Annotated in this window: 14 protein-coding genes; 9 read left to right on the top strand and 5 right to left on the bottom strand. The window is 37.1% G+C overall.

Going from position 1 to position 17,167, the window contains the following annotated elements:
• Window positions 1–40: 40 nt before the first annotated feature.
• The 6 genes from ALGA_RS01165 (at window position 41) to ALGA_RS01140 (ending at window position 4,818) form a co-directional block, all read left to right on the top strand.
• Entirely contained in the window at window positions 41–418 is a 378-nt protein-coding gene (locus ALGA_RS01165) for a GxxExxY protein (RefSeq protein ID WP_096433312.1), read from the top strand.
• Between the two features lie 113 nt (window positions 419–531).
• Complete coding sequence (rfbC, locus tag ALGA_RS01160) at window positions 532–1,107, top strand: dTDP-4-dehydrorhamnose 3,5-epimerase (RefSeq protein ID WP_096433310.1); 576 nt, start codon at window positions 532–534, stop codon at window positions 1,105–1,107.
• Window positions 1,095–1,958 (top strand): dTDP-4-dehydrorhamnose reductase, encoded by an 864-nt coding sequence (gene rfbD, locus ALGA_RS01155; protein WP_096427557.1) that lies wholly within the window; start codon window positions 1,095–1,097, stop codon window positions 1,956–1,958. Before rfbC ends, rfbD begins: the two co-directional genes overlap by 13 nt.
• 208 nt (window positions 1,959–2,166) lie before the next feature.
• Complete coding sequence (gene rfbB, locus ALGA_RS01150; RefSeq protein WP_096427556.1) at window positions 2,167–3,216, top strand: dTDP-glucose 4,6-dehydratase; 1,050 nt, start codon at window positions 2,167–2,169, stop codon at window positions 3,214–3,216.
• 42 nt (window positions 3,217–3,258) lie between these two features.
• Window positions 3,259–3,615, top strand: a complete 357-nt coding sequence (locus ALGA_RS01145; protein ID WP_096427555.1) for a four helix bundle protein — start codon at window positions 3,259–3,261, stop codon at window positions 3,613–3,615.
• Window positions 3,616–3,708: 93 nt separating this feature from the next.
• Window positions 3,709–4,818 (top strand): mannose-1-phosphate guanylyltransferase, encoded by a 1,110-nt coding sequence (locus tag ALGA_RS01140; RefSeq protein WP_096427554.1) that lies wholly within the window; start codon window positions 3,709–3,711, stop codon window positions 4,816–4,818.
• A 252-nt stretch (window positions 4,819–5,070) separates the two neighbouring features.
• On the opposite strand, the gene ALGA_RS22895 is transcribed toward ALGA_RS01140, so the two are convergent.
• Window positions 5,071–5,208, bottom strand: a complete 138-nt coding sequence (locus ALGA_RS22895) for a hypothetical protein (protein ID WP_153244834.1) — start codon at window positions 5,206–5,208, stop codon at window positions 5,071–5,073.
• 1,869 nt (window positions 5,209–7,077) lie between these two features.
• Between ALGA_RS22895 and ALGA_RS01135 the strand changes: the two genes are divergently transcribed.
• On the top strand, window positions 7,078–8,478 hold the full coding sequence (locus ALGA_RS01135; RefSeq protein WP_096427553.1) for a capsule assembly Wzi family protein: 1,401 nt from the start codon (window positions 7,078–7,080) through the stop codon (window positions 8,476–8,478).
• Window positions 8,479–10,312: 1,834 nt separating this feature from the next.
• Window positions 10,313–11,482 (top strand): hybrid sensor histidine kinase/response regulator, encoded by a 1,170-nt coding sequence (locus ALGA_RS01125; protein ID WP_096427551.1) that lies wholly within the window; start codon window positions 10,313–10,315, stop codon window positions 11,480–11,482.
• A gap of 179 nt (window positions 11,483–11,661) precedes the next feature.
• Here the strand turns inward: ALGA_RS01125 and ALGA_RS01120 are convergent, their stop codons facing one another.
• The 4 genes from ALGA_RS01120 to ALGA_RS23125 all read right to left on the bottom strand — a co-directional run bounded on the left by ALGA_RS01120 (window position 11,662) and on the right by ALGA_RS23125 (window position 15,191).
• Window positions 11,662–12,021 carry a four helix bundle protein gene (locus ALGA_RS01120; protein WP_096427550.1) on the bottom strand — a complete coding sequence of 120 codons (360 nt, stop codon included), beginning with the start codon at window positions 12,019–12,021 and terminating at the stop codon, window positions 11,662–11,664.
• A 152-nt stretch (window positions 12,022–12,173) separates the two neighbouring features.
• Window positions 12,174–14,096, bottom strand: a complete 1,923-nt coding sequence (locus ALGA_RS01115; RefSeq protein WP_162845359.1) for a DUF3857 domain-containing protein — start codon at window positions 14,094–14,096, stop codon at window positions 12,174–12,176.
• A 267-nt stretch (window positions 14,097–14,363) separates the two neighbouring features.
• Window positions 14,364–15,026, bottom strand: coding sequence for a DUF2461 domain-containing protein (locus tag ALGA_RS01110; protein WP_096427548.1), 663 nt, complete (start codon window positions 15,024–15,026; stop codon window positions 14,364–14,366).
• A gap of 9 nt (window positions 15,027–15,035) precedes the next feature.
• Complete coding sequence (locus ALGA_RS23125; RefSeq protein ID WP_197705662.1) at window positions 15,036–15,191, bottom strand: hypothetical protein; 156 nt, start codon at window positions 15,189–15,191, stop codon at window positions 15,036–15,038.
• A 726-nt stretch (window positions 15,192–15,917) separates the two neighbouring features.
• Between ALGA_RS23125 and ALGA_RS01100 the strand changes: the two genes are divergently transcribed.
• Window positions 15,918–17,090, top strand: a complete 1,173-nt coding sequence (locus tag ALGA_RS01100) for a hypothetical protein (protein ID WP_096427547.1) — start codon at window positions 15,918–15,920, stop codon at window positions 17,088–17,090.
• The last annotated feature ends 77 nt before the right edge of the window (window positions 17,091–17,167 follow it).

Raw genomic sequence — 17,167 nt, 5'->3', positions numbered from 1 at the left:
ATTGGAGAAATTTGTGGTTCGAAATTTACTTTTTTACAAAATGAAGCAAGACTATATTCTGAAGAAAGAATGCTACAAAATTATTGGTAGTTGTATGGAAGTTCATTCAGAACTCGGATGTGGTTTTTTGGAAGCGGTTTATCAAGAAGCTCTGGAAATAGAATTAGTAGAAAAAGAGATTGATTTTGAAAGAGAGGTAGAACTTGGAATTGTATATAAAGGAAATCAGCTTGATAAGAAATATTACGCTGATTTTCTTTGTTTTGATGAAGTTATTGTTGAGTTAAAGGCTGTAAAAACTTTGGATGATATTCATACTGCTCAAGTTTTAAATTATTTGAAGGCTACGGGTAAAAGAGTAGGGCTATTAATCAATTTTGGAGCAACAAGTTTGCAGTACAAAAGATTCATTTTGTAGTTAAAAGTTAATGAATCACAAATTACACGAATGAGCACAAATGAATTTAATCTGTGTAATTTGAGAAATTTGTGGTTGTTATTTTGAATTTAAAAGTGGTTGAAAAAAAAACTATGAATTTTATAAAAACAGAAATACCCGAAGTAGTCATCATCGAACCTAAAGTGTTTGGGGATGATAGAGGCTACTTTTTTGAATCTTTCAATCAGAAAGAGTTTGAAGAAAACATAGGGAAAGTTGATTTTGTTCAGGACAATGAATCAAAATCATCAAGAGGAGTGTTGAGAGGTTTGCATTTTCAAAAACCTCCTTTCAATCAAGCCAAATTGGTTCGTTGTATAGAGGGAGAAGTATTGGATGTAGCGGTAGATCTTCGAAAAGATTCAGCAACGTATAAAAAATATGTAGCGGTGAAATTGAACGGGGAAAACAAACGACAGTTGTTTGTTCCCAGAGGATTTGCACATGGCTTTGTAGTATTGAGTGAGAAAGCAACTTTCGCCTATAAAGTTGATAACTGGTATGCTCCTAATCACGATTCAGGCATTGCCTGGAATGATGAAGAGATTGCTGTTGATTGGCAAATTGCAGCAGAAGAAGTTCAATTGTCGGGAAAAGATCTGCAATTATTGCCATTGTGTGAGACTGAAAATCCTTTTACTTTAAAAATGGAATTATGCGAATATTGATATGTGGTGCAAATGGTCAATTGGGTTCAGAAATAAATGAGCTTAGTGCATCATTTTCAAATTTGGAATTTGTTTTTTCCGATCTACCGGAATTAGACATTTGCAATAGAGAAATGCTTGCCCGGTTCGTAAGCGAAAATCAAATAAAAGGAATCATTAACTGTGCAGCTTATACGGCTGTGGATAAGGCAGAAGAAGATTCTAAAACTGCTGAATTGGTAAATGCAACTGCTGTCGGGAATTTGGTGGCTATTGCTGAAGCTCAGAATTTGAAACTGATTCACATTTCTACAGATTACGTTTTTGATGGAACTGCTCATTTTCCTTACTCAGAAGATTGTGAAGTATCACCAATCGGGGTGTACGGAAAGACAAAAAGAAAAGGGGAGGAGTTTGTTCTTACTTCTTCGTCTGAATCTATTGTAATTCGAACGTCATGGTTGTATTCTTCGTTCGGGAACAATTTTGTGAAAACCATGCTTCGTTTGGGAGCTGAAAGAGCTGAACTAGGTGTGATCTTTGATCAGGTAGGAACTCCTACTTATGCAAGAGATTTAGCTAATGTATGTCTGGAGATTTTTTCCAAAGAAGATAAAATGGATCAAAAAGGGAAGGTATATCATTTCTCGAATGAAGGTGTTGCTTCCTGGTTCGATTTTTCCAAAGCGATCATGGAAATGGGAAATGTAGATTGTATTGTAAATCCAATTGAAACGAAAGACTACCCAACTCCGGCGCAACGACCACATTATTCAGTACTAAACAAGGCAAAGATCAAAGCGGTTTTTGGAATTGAAGTTCCTTATTGGAGAGATTCTTTAAAAATATGTATTGAGAAATTAATGGAATAGCCACGAATTACGAGTGTTTAAAAGAAGTATGATTTCAAGAGGAGTAAGTATTGTTTGCGATGTTTTCTTTTTAATTTGTGAAATCAGTGGTTTAAATATTTTGTAACCGAAATTAATGAAATAACAGCAAATGACACTAATGAATACAAATTTTAGAATATTATAATTTGTGAAATTGGTGTAATTTGTGGTTTTAATTTGTAAAAATATGAAATCAATCCTAGTTACCGGAGGTGCCGGATTTATCGGTTCGCACCTTGTTCGTTTGTTGGTCAATAAATATCCTGATTATAAAATTATTAACATGGATGTCTTGACCTATGCAGGAAATTTGGCCAACCTAAAAGACATTGAAGACAAAGAAAATTACGAATTCGTAAAATGCGATATCTGTGATTTCGAAAAGGTTCAGAAGATCTTTCTTGACTATAAAATTGAAAGTGTGATTCATTTGGCTGCCGAGTCTCATGTTGATCGTTCGATTAAAGATCCATTTTCCTTTGCACAAACCAATGTAATGGGAACATTGAGTTTATTGCAGGCAGCAAAGTTTGCCTGGGAAGGAAATTACGAAGGGAAATTGTTCTACCATGTATCTACGGATGAAGTGTACGGCTCTTTAGGGGAAGAAGGATTCTTTTTGGAAACAACAGCTTACGATCCTCACTCACCTTATTCAGCATCCAAAGCTTCTTCGGATCATTTCGTGAGATCATTTCAGGATACCTTTGGATTGCCAACCGTAATTTCCAACTGTTCGAACAACTATGGTTCTTATCAGTTTCCTGAAAAATTGATTCCTTTGTTCATCAACAACATCTGTAACAACAAAGCACTTCCGGTTTATGGAAAGGGTCTAAATGTTAGAGATTGGTTGTATGTGGAAGATCACGCCAGAGCCATTGATGTGATTTTCCATGAAGGAAAAGTAGGAGATACCTATAACATTGGTGGATTCAACGAATGGACGAACATTGATCTGATCAAAGTGATGATTAAAACCGTCGACAGATTATTGGGTCGTGAAGAAGGCGAATCTGAAAAACTGATTACCTATGTTACCGATCGTGCCGGTCATGATTTGCGTTACGCAATTGATTCGACCAAATTGAAAGAAGAATTAGGTTGGGAGCCATCTTTGCAATTCGAAGAGGGAATTGAGGAAACCGTAAAGTGGTATCTGGAGAATAAGGAATGGATGGAGAACATCACCAGTGGAGAATACGAGAAATACTACGCGGAGATGTATAAGTCGTAAAGTATAAAAGTCCAAGAGTCGAACAGTCAAAAAGTCGTTAGCATGGCAAATGTCGAGAAGTTTGAAGATTTAAAAATTTGGCAGGATGCCAGAGTACTTGTTGGTGACGTTTATTTAATATTGAAAGAAAACAGAGATTTTGGTTTTCGGGATCAAATTCAAAGAGCTTCAGTATCTGTCATGAACAATATTGCAGAAGGTTTTGAACGGAACTCAGATGCTGAATTCAAAAGATTTCTGGATATTGCAAAAGCCTCATCAGGTGAGGTGCGTAGCATGCTTTATTTGGCTGAAGACCTTAATTACCTTACTATAGAAAAAGCCCAGGAACTAAGAGTACGTTCCAGTAATTTATCAGGTGCAATAAGCAATTTGATGAAGTATCTATGCAAAAAATAGTATTCGACTGTTTGACTCTTTGATTCTTCGACCCTTAGTCCGTTTAACCATTCGTAAAATAGCGCTATTGCTAACGCCTAATTCTAGAAATAAATGAACAACAACTACATAGTTATCATGGCCGGGGGAGTCGGTTCCCGTTTTTGGCCGATGAGTACAGAAGAAAAGCCAAAGCAGTTTTTAGATGTTTTGGGAATTGGAAAAACGCTGTTGCAGCAAACCGTAGCTCGTTTCAAAACAATTGCTCCGGCTGAGAACATTCTGATTGTGACTTCAGCCAAGTACAAAGCATTGGTAACAGAACAATGTCCTGAATTGTTGGAGAGCAACATATTATTGGAGCCATGCATGCGAAACACAGCACCCTGTATCGCTTATGCAGCTTACAAAATAAAAGGATTGAATCCTGATGCCAATATGGTGGTAGCTCCGTCGGATCATTTGATTACCAATGAGGCGGAGTTTATTCGTGTCATCAAAAATGGTTTGGAATTTACAGTGAACAATGACACTCTACTAACTTTGGGCATTCAGCCTCACCGTCCCGAAACAGGTTATGGATACATTCAAGCCGATTCAATTAATAATGAAAAATTAATAAGTAAGAATTTTGAAACCGATAACAGACAAGCGATAACAGACAATCCGTTAAACGTAATCGCTTTTAAAGAAAAACCTGATCTTGTTACAGCGAAAGAATATTTAGCTGCAGGAAACTATTATTGGAACTCTGGTATTTTCTTGTGGTCGCTAAAGAGCATTGTAAAAGCTTTCGAAAAGGACTTGCCTGAAGTGGCTGAGCTATTTCAAAAGGGGGCAGCTGTTTACAATACAAACAAAGAGCAAGCCTTTATCGACGAAATGTTTCCAACATGCATGAAGATCTCCATTGATTATGGCATCATGGAAAAGGCGGATAACATCTATGTTCAGCCAGCTGATTTTGGATGGTCTGATTTGGGTACCTGGGGATCGCTTTGGGAAAAGCGCGAACGTTGTGAACAGGGAAATACTGTAGTTGGCGAAAAAGTTCATGTTTTTGAATCAAGCAATTGTATTGTGAACATGCCAAAGAATAAAAAAGTAGTGATTCAAGGTTTGAACGATTGTATTGTGGTTGAAGACAATGATGTTTTGTTGATCTGCAAAAAGGAGGAAGAACAGAGAATTAAGGAATTTAGAGCTGCTGTTCTGAATGATTAATACTGTTTGTTCATCACTGCTGTCATTACTTTCAGTGATCTCGCAAGCTCGGTAGCGAGGAGGTACGATGCGGCAATCTTCTGGCATACTGCTAAACAAAAATAAGAAGGAGATTCATTAATTTTACAGATTATTTTGGTTGCCGATTCTCGGGTCCAGAAAAATTGGCGCAGGCGCTTTAGTAAAGACAAAATAAAAAAACAAATCCCCAAAAGAAAATATTCTTTTGGGGATTTGTTGTGTCTTGGATTTCTAGATACAGTATTCCAATACTCTGGCGGCATTTTTCTGATCCCCTTTTTCCAATAGGCGGGTAGCCATTTGAATGAGTTGGCTTTCGTCCATGCCATTTTTAATTGCATCTGCAATTTCCTTTGGTAAATTTTCCATTGGTAATAATTTTGTAGTAGTAGTGTTCTAATTTCTCTGTAAAACTAAACAAAAAAATTGACAAGACAAGATGTAAATGTTGCCAACTTAAATTCTTCATCCTAATTATTAGTGGTTTAGAAGGTGTTTAATGCTTGTTCGTGGAATACTTATAATCAGTATAATTACGAGCGGAATTACAATCCTTTGCAAAGAAAAGAGGAAAAAGTCTGGAAAGGTCTTGAAGGGTCTGGAAATGTCTTGAAGAGTCTTGAAGAGTCTTGAAGAGTCGAATAGTCAAAAGGTCGAAAGTCAAAGTGTAAAGTGTTGTTTTGCCACTTGGCTTTAGCCAGTGGATTTTTTTTAAAAAAAGAGTCGAAGAGTCTTGAAAGGTCCTGAAGAGTCAAATGTCCTAAAGTCAAAGTGTATAGAGTTGCTTTGCCACTTGGCTTTAGCCAGTGGTGTTAAGAGTCTAAGCCCATTGTAGTAATTCTCCCATTTTAAGGGGAGATGCCGACAGGCAGAGGGGTGTGTTTGAAGAAGAAGAAAGGTCTTGAAGAGTCTAATAGTCAAAAGTCAAACAGTCCAAAGAAACAATGTGTAGTCTCGTTTTGATTGTTATTTCTCGAGCCTGAAGGGCTCAAATATGATAGCCCTGGGTAAATGAGCACAGCGAATGCCACCCCAGAATAGGCATGAAACATCATAAATTGGCGCAGGTGAAAATGTTTTTATGAAACAGAATCTTCTTCTGCGCCGCAAGGTTCCATAGTTAAAAGTCGAAAGTCGAACAGTCAAACAGTCGAAAACCGGAAGTTGGTATTCACCCGGGAATTCGGGAGTGTAGTCTCGTTTTGATTGTTATTTCTCGAGCCTGAAGGGTTTTAGCGCTTATAGCCAGGGGTGAAAGAGCTAAGCGAATGCCACCCCGGGATAAGAATGTGTGATTTTAAATTGGCGCAGGTGAAAATGTTTTTATGAAACAGAATCTTCTTCTGCGCTGCACTATTCCATAGTCAAAATTAGGTATTGTATTGCCACTTGGCTTTAGCCAGGGGATTTTTTTGATTAAGAGTCCAAGTCTATTGTAGTAATTAGCCTCATGCTTTGCCCCGCAGCTTCAGCTCGGGGATTGCTGAAAAACCAGTAAATGAATAATTTAATGAGGCTCAATTATCAACAGATAGCTATGTAGCTGCGCTTCTCGCTATGACAAATCCAATGCTGTTATCCCGAGGAAGCGAACTAATGAAAAATTGAAAATTTTAAAGTCAAAACTACAGACTAGCCTAATTCTTTGCCCTGCAGCTTTAGCTCGGGGATTGCTGAAAAACCAGTAAATGAATAATTTAATGAGGCTCAATTAGCAACAGATAGCTATGTAGCTGCGCTTCTCGCTATGACAAATCCAATGCTGTTATCCCGAGGAAGCGAACTAATGAAAATTTTAAAATTTTAAAGTCAAAACTACAGACTAGCCTCATGTTTTGCCCCGCAGCTTTAGCTCGGGGATTGCTGAAAAACCAGTAAATGAATGATTTAATGAGGTTCAATTAGCAACAGACGGCCACGTCGCTGCGCTTCTTGCTATGACAAATTTAATGCAGTCATCCCGAGGCAGCGAGGGATCTGAAAGCACTAATGAAAAATCGAAATGGATGATAGTCAATGAGGAGGATTCGGAATATAGTCCGGAGACCGGGACCCATTTAGTGAAGAAATGTTCAGTGAAGATATTTAGGTAAATCAATAATAAACAACACTCGCTTGCGTTGTTCTAAAATATATATTGTGCAATAATGAATTTATGCTAAATTTGTGCTCGCAAATCACCAGATGATTCATTAGTACAATTGTACAATCTGTTTTAATTCGTGTAAATATTTTACCATGATCCATAAGAAATTAGTAATCGCTGCAGTCATTCTTTGTTTCGTAAATTTGACTTACGGGCAAAAGAAAGTCAATTACGAACTAGGCGCAACAACAAATATTTCATCCAAATCGAACTTGCCTTTTTGGTCAGTGAGCAATCAGAATGGTCGTATTCCCAATGAAAATTCTTTGGTGACTGATCTGTCGGTATTTACTCAATTTACTAATTCGGATGCTTCTGATTTCGATCATGAATTTGGATTGAGCTTATCAGGTTCAATCGCAGATGATGTTGATGGCATGATCAGTCAGGCATACGGTCGATTTCGCTGGAAGAAGCTTCAGCTGTCAGTTGGTTCGCGTTACGAAGACATTCAATTCGATAATTTGTCGGCTATCAATGGAAATTTGTTCCTGTCCAATAATGCCCGTCCCATTCCAAGAATTTCAATCGGGACACAAGATTATTGGGAGCTTCCTTATATAGGCGATTGGGTATCTGTAAAGGGAATGTTCTCAGAGGGAATCATGCTCGACGACCGCTATGTTGCCAATACCCGGGTTCATTACAAAAATGTGTATGTGAAATTGGGCGGAGATCGAAAATTGAATCTAGTGCTTGGATTTCAGCATTACGTTCAGTATGATGGACGTTCTTCTGATCCTGAAATAGGAGAAATTTCAACAAATCTGGAAAATTATGCCCGTATGCTGGTGGCCAAAGGAGGCACTGAAGGTCAATTGGCTGGCGAAGTCGAAAATGCCTTGGGCAATCACTTGGGCGGATGGGACATTCATGTTCATTACAAAACAGAGAAAGTAGATTGGGAATTGTACCGGCAAACCATGTTTGAGGATCATTCGGGCATTTACATCACTCGCCCCGATGGGGTAACTGGTTTGTTTGCCAGATTCAAAGCCGAAAAAGCTTTGGTGCAATCGGTGATGTATGAGAATTATTACACCAAATATCAATCTGGAAGTTTAGCTGGTGTTAAACCAGATGGAGGTCTTTATACTGGTCGAGATAGTTATTTCAATAATGGAATTTATCGATCTGGATGGACTCATTACGGCAGAACTTTGGGCATTCCTTTTTTCACTCCTAAAGAGGTAAACGAGGATGGTTTTACATTAGGTGTTAGCAACAATCGGATAGTCGCTCATCATTTGGGTATTAAAGGCCATCTATTTCATAAAGTTCCGTACCGCACGTTAATTAGCTATTCTCAAAACTGGGGAACATATGGTAACCAGGAGGGAGTGCGAGAGCAATTATCAGCTATGTTGGAGCTGCAATTGCCAAAAAACACACTCCCGTTCGAAATGAGTTTTGCCATAACAATGGATCAGGGAGAAATGTACAAAGACAATGTGGGGTGTTTTTTGAGAATTTACAAGAAAGGGATATTTTAGAGGAAAAGAGTCAAAAGTCTGGAAAGGTCTTGAAAAGTCGAAAGTCAAACAGTCCAAAGGTCAAATGGTCGAAAGTCAAACAGTCCAAAGACACAATACGTAGTCTTGTTCTGATTTTAAATTGGCACAGGTGAAAATGTTTTTATGAAACAGCATCTTCTTCTTCTGCGCCACAAGATGGCATAATAAAAATTAGGTGTTGCTTTGCCATTTGGCTTTAGACAGTGGATATTTTTTTAAGAGTACAAGAGTCTGGAAAGGTCTTGAAAAGTCTTGAAAAGTCGAATAGTCAAAAGGTCTAATGGTCAAACAGTCCAAAGGTCCAAAGGTCAAATGGTCGAAAGTCAAACAGTCCAAAGAAACAATGTGTAGTCTTGTTCTGATTGTTATTTATCGAGCCTGAAGGGCTCAAATATGATAGCCCAGGGTAAATGAGCACAGCGAAAGCCACCCTGGGATAAGAATGAAACATTATAAATTGGTGCAGGTGAAAATATTTTTATGAAACAGAATATTCTTCTGCGCCGCAAGATGGCATAATAAAAATTAGGTGTTGCTTTGCCACTTGGCTTTAGCCAGGGGTGTTAAGTCCAAAAGTCTTGAAGAGTCGAATAGTCAAATGGTCGAAAGTCAAACAGTCCAAAGACACAATACGTAGTCTTGTTCTGATTTGTCTGAGCCTGAAGGGCTCTAACACTTATAGCCCGGGGTAAAAGAGCGAAGCGAATGCCACCCCGAGATAAGAATGTGTGATTTTAAATTGGCGCAGGTGAAAATATTTTTATGAAACAGAATCTTTTTCTGCGCCGCAAGATGCTATAATCAAAATTAGGTGTTGCTTTGCCACTTGGCTTTAGCCAGGGGTGTTAAGATTCCAAAAGTATGGAAAGTCTTGAAGGGTCTGGAAAAGTCTTGAAGAGTCGAAAGTCAAACAGTCCAAAGACACAATACGTAGTCTTGTTCTGATTGTTATTTCTCGAGCCTGAAGGACTACAAAGCTTATAGCCCGGGGTAAGAATGAAACATTATACATTGGCGCAGGTGAAAATGTTTTTATGAAACAGAATATTCTTCTGCGCCGCAAGATGGCGTAATAAAAATTAGGTGTTGCTTTGCCACTTGGCTTTAGCCAGGGGTGTTAAGTTCAAAAGTCTTGAAGAGTCGAATAGTCAAATGGTCGAAAGTCAAACAGTCCAAAGACACAATACGTAGTCTTGTTCTGATTTGTCTGAGCCTGAAGGGCTCTAACACTTATAGCCCGGGGTAAAAGAGCGAAGCGAATGCCACCCCGGGATAAGAATGTGTGATTTTAAATTGGCGCAGGTGAAAATGCTTTTATGAAACAGAATCTTTTTCTGCGCCGCAAGATGCTCCGGTGAAATTCAACAATCTCTTTATATATAGACTTTTCGACTGTTCGACTGTTTGACTCTTCGACTGTTCGATTGTTCGACTGTTTGACTCTTCGACTGTTTGACCGTTCAACTGTCCGGCTTTCGACTGTTTGACTGTTTGACCGTTCAACTGTCCGGCTTTCGACTGTTCGACTGTTCGACTCTTCGACTGTTTGACTGTTTGACTGTTCGACTGTTCGACTCTTCGACTGTTTGACTGTTTGACTGTTCGTCTGTTTGACTCTTCGACTCTTCGACTGTTTGACCGTTCGACTTCCTGATAGAATAACCAGCCGCACAAAAAAAATATAGTTTGTAGTTTTATGTATAGAATTATGTGTTATATTTATGCATTGCAATTGAGAGATGATGTAAATGTTAAATACACAGAGTCTTGCTTGTTTTTTTATAACTACTGATGACTAATAAATTTACCGGAAATGAATAAATACCAGATTTTAATTGTTGATGATATACTGGATAATATTAAAGTTTTACAATCCATTCTTTCCGATGACTCCTACAAAATTAGTTATGCCCTAAATGGGCAAGATGCCCTTAAATTATGCGTTACTGAAAGTTTTGATTTGGTTTTGCTCGATATCATGATGCCTGAAATGGATGGTTATGAGGTTTGTGAGTATTTGAAATCGAAAGATAAAACAAAGGATGTTCCCGTAATTTTTCTTACTGCCAGAGTTGATGAAGAAGCTATTATTAAAGGCTTTGAAACAGGAGCTCAGGATTATGTGACAAAACCATTTAATCCGCAGGAATTAATTGCCAGAGTGAATACGCATCTTGATTTAAAATACAAGAATCAGGAGTTGAAAATGATGAACTTGGAATTGGAAGAGCGGGTTGCTGCCCGAACCATGGAGTTGGTCGAATCAAATAAAAATCTGGAACATGCAAACCATCAACTTTCTACTCTTGAAGATGCCAAGAATGATTTCTTGTCGCTCATGTCAACTGAATTAAGAGAGCCACTAAACGGTATTGTGGGGTTTGCTGAAATGTTAGAATTTTCCATCAAGAATAAGACTAATCTTAAATACGTACGTTACATTATTCAGGCATGTGAAAAACTGACTGGTGTTTCGGATATGGCATTATTGCTTTCGGCCTTGCGATTTGATCGTTATGAAATGAAAATATTAGGCATTTCGGTTTACGAGGTCGTAAAAAGTAGTATTGAAAAGTTAAAACCATTGATTTCGGAACGAAAGGTTAAATTAAAAATAGATATTCCTAAAAATTACATCATTCGTGGTGACGAGAAATTGCTTGGTATCAGCATGGAGAAAGTAATTGAAAATGCAATTACTAATGCACCTTCACGTTCGGAAGTTTTTGTTGGCGCTTCGCTCGAAGGCCAGAGTGTTAAAGTTTTTGTTCAGGATTTAGGAGTGCATTTTTCGCCATCAGAAGTAGACTATACCTTCCACTTTTTTGAGCTAAACAAGGAAGACAGAAGACAAGATTTTAACCGTTTTACAGCAGGCTTAGTGGTCGTTAAATTAGTAATGGATCTGCATAAAGCCAAAGTTGAGGTGGTCAATCTGAACGAAGGTGGTGTTCGGGTATCTTTTCACCTTCCGGTGTATTAATAGTCTAACAGTCAAACAGTCCAACGTCTAATGACTGAATAATCTCGAAAAAATCTTGAGAAGTTAAAAGGTCTAATGGTCTTGAAATGTCTTAAAAAGTCGAATGGTCGAACAGTCTAAAAGGTCAAAATCTCGAATGACGGTGTTAAGAAGCTCCCAATAATTCGGGAGTCAGATGATCATTTTTGGGATTTTAGGTATTTCATAAGATTTGCAATTCCTCCTGATAAATAACTGCATTTTGTGCGGAACTCTTCGGCTTCTTTTTTAGAGGTGTATTTTAAGTCTTCGGCTAGATACAACATGCTGCGTACTTCTCCACAGGAAGCTTTGGCAATATCCAGAAACCTTTTAAATTCTGCGTCTGAATTTCGTTCGAACCCTTCGGCTATATTATTCATGATGGATACAGATGCTCTTTGTATCTGATCTTTAAATCCGTAATCCTTATTTGTCTGCATTAAGTTATATATTAAAGCAACTAGACTTCGGGAATCTTGCCATATTTTTAAATCTTCAAAACTTTCAATATTTGCCATTTATTTTAAACTAATATTAATACTAACGTTTTATTATTCTTACTTTCTACATGGACAGTTCGACTGTTTGACCGTTCGATTGTTCGAATGTTCGTCTGTTTGACTATTCGATCGTTTGACCATTCGACTGTTTGACCGTTTGACTTTTCAGACTATGTTATCTTCTTCAACACCAATCTAAGCTTGTCTGCTTTTTCGAGCTCTTTTCGGAAAGTTCGAAATTCCTCGTAACGGGATGCTTTAAAGGTGTTTTTGTGTTTGCGGTAAATTCGGGTGTAGTAAACTTTATTGTCGAGCACCTCAATTGTTCTTTGGTAGTATCCAAAGTCCGATTCGATTATCTTTTTTTTGGGGATGCTTTCAATTTTGTAGTCTTTGGGAAGTATAAAACAGATGCTGTCTCTATCTTCCATTGATCGTGCGTAGCGAATATCAGTAAGTCTTTTTTTTAATTTTTTCGGAACGTAACTGATTCTGTTGATCTGATTGAGGGGAATAAATAGTCGGTCGCCGGTTTGTGAAGCATAGTTTCTCACATCAAGATCCAGTTTTAAAACAGAGGATGGTATTCTGCTCTTATTTTCTTCTAAACTATAGTCATTAATTGTAAAATCGGGCAGATTGATGTGTTCTTCGTAAAGGAATTTTTTCTGTTCTTCGGCGCTGCTTGTGCTGTATAGAGTTTCTATATTTTCATATTGAATTCCTGAAAATTGGGTTGTAATTTGAGCTTTTGCATTCCCATTGGTTTGTATGGTAAAAGTACCTGTCTGAATTTGCTGGTTTTCTTCCATCGAGTAAATAGGAGTATGACATAATTCTCCACCCTCATTATTAACACACAATACATCGCGGTCATCCGTAAAGGTTCCCAGGTAGCCAAAAGGCATTTTTTGACTCGTACATTCGAGCCAAATTGTGTCGTTCTGTATAGGAACACGTAAAATTACATGGTTGAAATAATCATGCACAAAATCAATATGTTGGAAACTATTGCTTTCGCCGGCCCGCACCAAAGTGTAGTTGGAGGGAATGTTCACAACCTTAAGCAGGGATTTCATGTAATTGGATAATGCCTTGCAATCACCATAAGCTTTTTCAGAAACCATTTCTGCCGGAAATGGTTGATTACCACCGATTCCCAATTGTATGCCTATATATCTCGTTTTTGATTGCATGTATTCATACAAAGCTTTCACTTTTTCAGTATCGGTCTGGCAATCTTTTGTGAGTTCAATAATATGAGCCTGTTCATCTGTTGGAATTTGATCCCGTCCCTTATTTAAACTTGCAAACCATTTCCCCAGACTGTTCCAACTTTCTAAACTGCCCGGATAATTATCCATTTCGAAATTGAGTGGAGCAAGAAGAATTTGAGGAGCTTGGGAAAGCACACCAGTAGAGTAGGGTTCCCTTTTTAAGGCTGGTAAACTGTCAATTCCCCATTGATATATTTTCACATGATTTTCGGTGCAGGTACTTATCGAATCGGTGTAATTGATGCATTTGTAACGTAAATTTTCTTCTTCAGGAAGTATTACTTTCATTGAAGAATTTTCGATACTTACTAAATATCCTGGATAAGCTCTCCAGCTTGGATAAACAAAAAGCCCCTTATAATTTGATTCTGATTCGTATTCAATGGTATATGGATATTGTTTTTGAAGTGATTCGTAAATTTTATAGCGCGAATCACCTATTAATTCGCCCGCCGAGCTATAGCTATAGTCTTTAATTTCGGAATCTTTTACTTTTTTAATTTGAATACCTGACGAATTGTATATGGTGATTTTTAAACTTTCGAGAGTCATGAATTTACTGTAACCAAATGGAATTGAAGCATACGATTCGCCCTTTTTATTTAGGATTGTTATCACCATTTTTTGCTTTAGACTTGAATTCTTTGGTGAGTAAACAGTAAATTCTGCCTGATCTAAACGAACTACGGCATTGGCATTTTTTTTAAGTTCAGTGGGAATCGTAAATGCAGGATATTTGATGCTTTCTTTTTTTGCAAAAGCAGGCGTGAGAAATAAAAGGCAAGAGAGTAGTCCTAGTAGTGTAATTTGTTTCATTAGCTTCATTTTAATTGCAGGTGATTATTGGTAAGCACTTGTAATATAGCAAACGAACATAAAAGAATGAATCTAAATCTCTGCTCCTGACTTTTATAATCAAAAATAAGTTGGTTGATGTTTAGTGTCTATTACTAATCAAAACTGAAAACCCTTTTCTTTCAGGAGGATGGCTTGCATCTGATCCTGTTAAGAAAAGCTTTGATTTATTTCTGATTTCGATGTAGAATTAGGGAACTTATTTCAACATAAAAAGATAGTTGAGTATTATATATCCTCCACAATATTATTTAAATAGGCATTAAGTGTATGCAAGCTTGAGAAGCATTTAGAAATCTCAATTGGAAATTGCTCGGATTGTACGATTTTATCCGGTATTGTTTTACCAACAGCGTAGTTTTTAAAATTAAGCAGATCAATGTATTTAAAATCTTTAGGATAACCCCGGGGAGCAGTCTTTAGTTTGTCACCATACATTTCAGGGAAATGCGAGATAAATTCTTTATTGGTGATGATTTCTTTGAATTCAAGTGGATTTTGGAATATTTCTTCGCGAATGGCTTTAAGAACATTGGGTGCAGGCATGTAGCAACCACCACCTAAAAAGCTTGCTTCCGGTTCTATATGAATGTAGTAACCTCCATATCTGCTTTTTCGGCCACTTTTTGCAAGGAAGGCTCCGAAATGTGTTTTATAAGGACGTTTATCTTTAGAAAATCTTACATCACGAAAAATCCTGAAAATGCAGTCTTTCGCGTGTAAGCCTGATATGTCTGGATCAATGTCTTTTATTTGTTCTATACTAAGTTCAACGAAAAGTTCAAAATCTTTCTTTGCCTTATCGTATTTTTCTTTATTCGCATGAAACCAATCTCTGTTGTTATTCTCTCTTAGTTCGAGAAGGAACTCATATATACTATTATTCAGCATGTTGTGTTGTTAAAAGGTGATTGTTTTATCGTTTTTTTGAAGATATCCGGTAAGTGGTTCTCTCATGAACTTTACAGCTATCCCCAATTTCTTGAGTTTAGGTGAAACACCATACATATCAGCGCAAGCTTTGTATGCAAAAATTGATATTCCTTCTTCCTGCATTTTACCAATGTAAGTTTGAAGTTCTTTATCTTGACTTAACAGTTTTGACGAAGGTCCCCAAATAATTAGATTAACCTGGTCCCACCAAGTGTTTTTTTCGCATTGTAAGTGTACATAAACACCATTTTAAGCGCCACCTCCCGGTTTCCGCTTGTTGAAACGACGGCTAATTTTTGTTTCATAGTTTCCTCTTGATTCTCTGTGTTTTGGTAATAATACCGATTGGATAAATTAGTGGGCTGCATTTTCACGACTAATTACAGAGGTGTTTCCCGATTCACGAAACAGGCTGTATGCTCTCCTAATAAAATCAGTGATCGGGTACGTCAAGCTCAACATAGCTTCCTATTTTATTATATCGGAATAACACGTAAGCTATTATGTAAGGTATTACATTGGCATTTGACCGTGTTTTTTTCGTTCTCCATAACTTACTAATTATTCAAGATTGCATAAGTAGTAGAGCTAAGAAAAAAGATTCCTGTTAGGAGTAAAAATGTTGCCTTAATTAATTTTTTCATGGAAAAATATAATTCTTTACTATATGAATAATGCGATTTAATCCCAGATATGTTCCACTTTTAATTAGTAATCAAAATACAGTCAAGCTTAAAAAATAGCCTTACATCTACAAATAAAAATAGCTTGTCAAATAAAGCTAACTTAATAGTACACAAAACCGTTAAAAAGTTAAATATTGCAAGTAATTTAAAAGAAAAATAGCGAATGTGGAAATTACTACGAATAATTATTTTCTTATTTTTACTGATTCCTGTTATTTCATGGATTAGCTGGAAATTAAAAGACAAGGTTCCTATAAATCTTTTGGTTGTTGATAAAACAACGCCAAACGAGAATTATTCGGAGCACTTATCTTTTTTTTGGGTTGCCAACCAAAAGCGATGGGTAAAAGCTAGTGGAGAGGAGTATAATTTCGCGGAGGATTTTTATGGCTTTCACCCCGGAGAAGATGGTAAGTACATCATAAAAGATTTGCGAATTCTCGAAAAGAAAGGTTTGGCTGAGCTTGCAGATTCCCTGGACCTTGCATTTTTTGCTGATACATACGGAATTTACAATTCCAATTGGAAAGATCATCCGGATTATGGAAAGGATACCATATCCTTATTTTATGGCGGACTGCAGCTCTCCGAGTTTAATCTGTTGCGGGAGATGAAGAGAAAAGGGAAAACGATTATTGCGGAATTTAATTTTTTCGCTTCACCTACCTCCGAAGTCATTCGTAAGCAAACAGAGCAATTATTGGGCGTAAAATGGAGTGGTTGGGTTGGTAAATATTACAACACTCTGGACACACTTGTCGATCCTGAAATTCCACGATGGGTGCCGGAATTGTATGAAAAGAATTACAGTAAAAAATATGATTTTAGAAATGCGGGAATTGTTTTAGTTGATAATAAAGAGAGAATTGTTATTCTGGATGCTAAAAAACATTTAAACAGGCGTTTTCCGGTGTTGGAGAGTGAATTGAGTACACAATTGCAATACAATGTTCCTGAATCAATATATTATCCGTTTTGGTTTGATATCAATTCAACAGATTCGCGCAATCATGTTTTAGCATCGTTTAACTTAGATGTGAATAAGGAGGGACAGGCTTTATTGGATCGGTTCAATCTGCCCAAAAGGTTTCCTGCAATTCTTGAACACGATAAAGATTATCGCTTTATTTATTTTGCCTGCGATTTTTCAGATAATGAAATGGGGATCTATTCATCCTACTTTAATGGGGTGAATAAATTTAGCGGGGCGTTTTACAATGCAAATCAGGTTAAGGACAGGAAAATGTTTTTTTGGAAATATTACCGTCCATTTATGGAGACTGTAATGGATAGTATATCAGCAGTAAAAAGTCGTAATCCTGTTTTTGTGGATTGAACTTAATTTTTTGGTGTTGTGAAATTAAAGCAGGATATTTGGGTTCTGTTTTGTGATTTTGATTTTTTAACGAATAC

It is taken from the genome of Labilibaculum antarcticum, from assembly GCF_002356295.1.
Taxonomy (GTDB): Bacteria; Bacteroidota; Bacteroidia; order Bacteroidales; family Marinifilaceae; genus Labilibaculum; species Labilibaculum antarcticum.
This window is presented reverse-complemented; position numbering and strand designations above follow the sequence as displayed.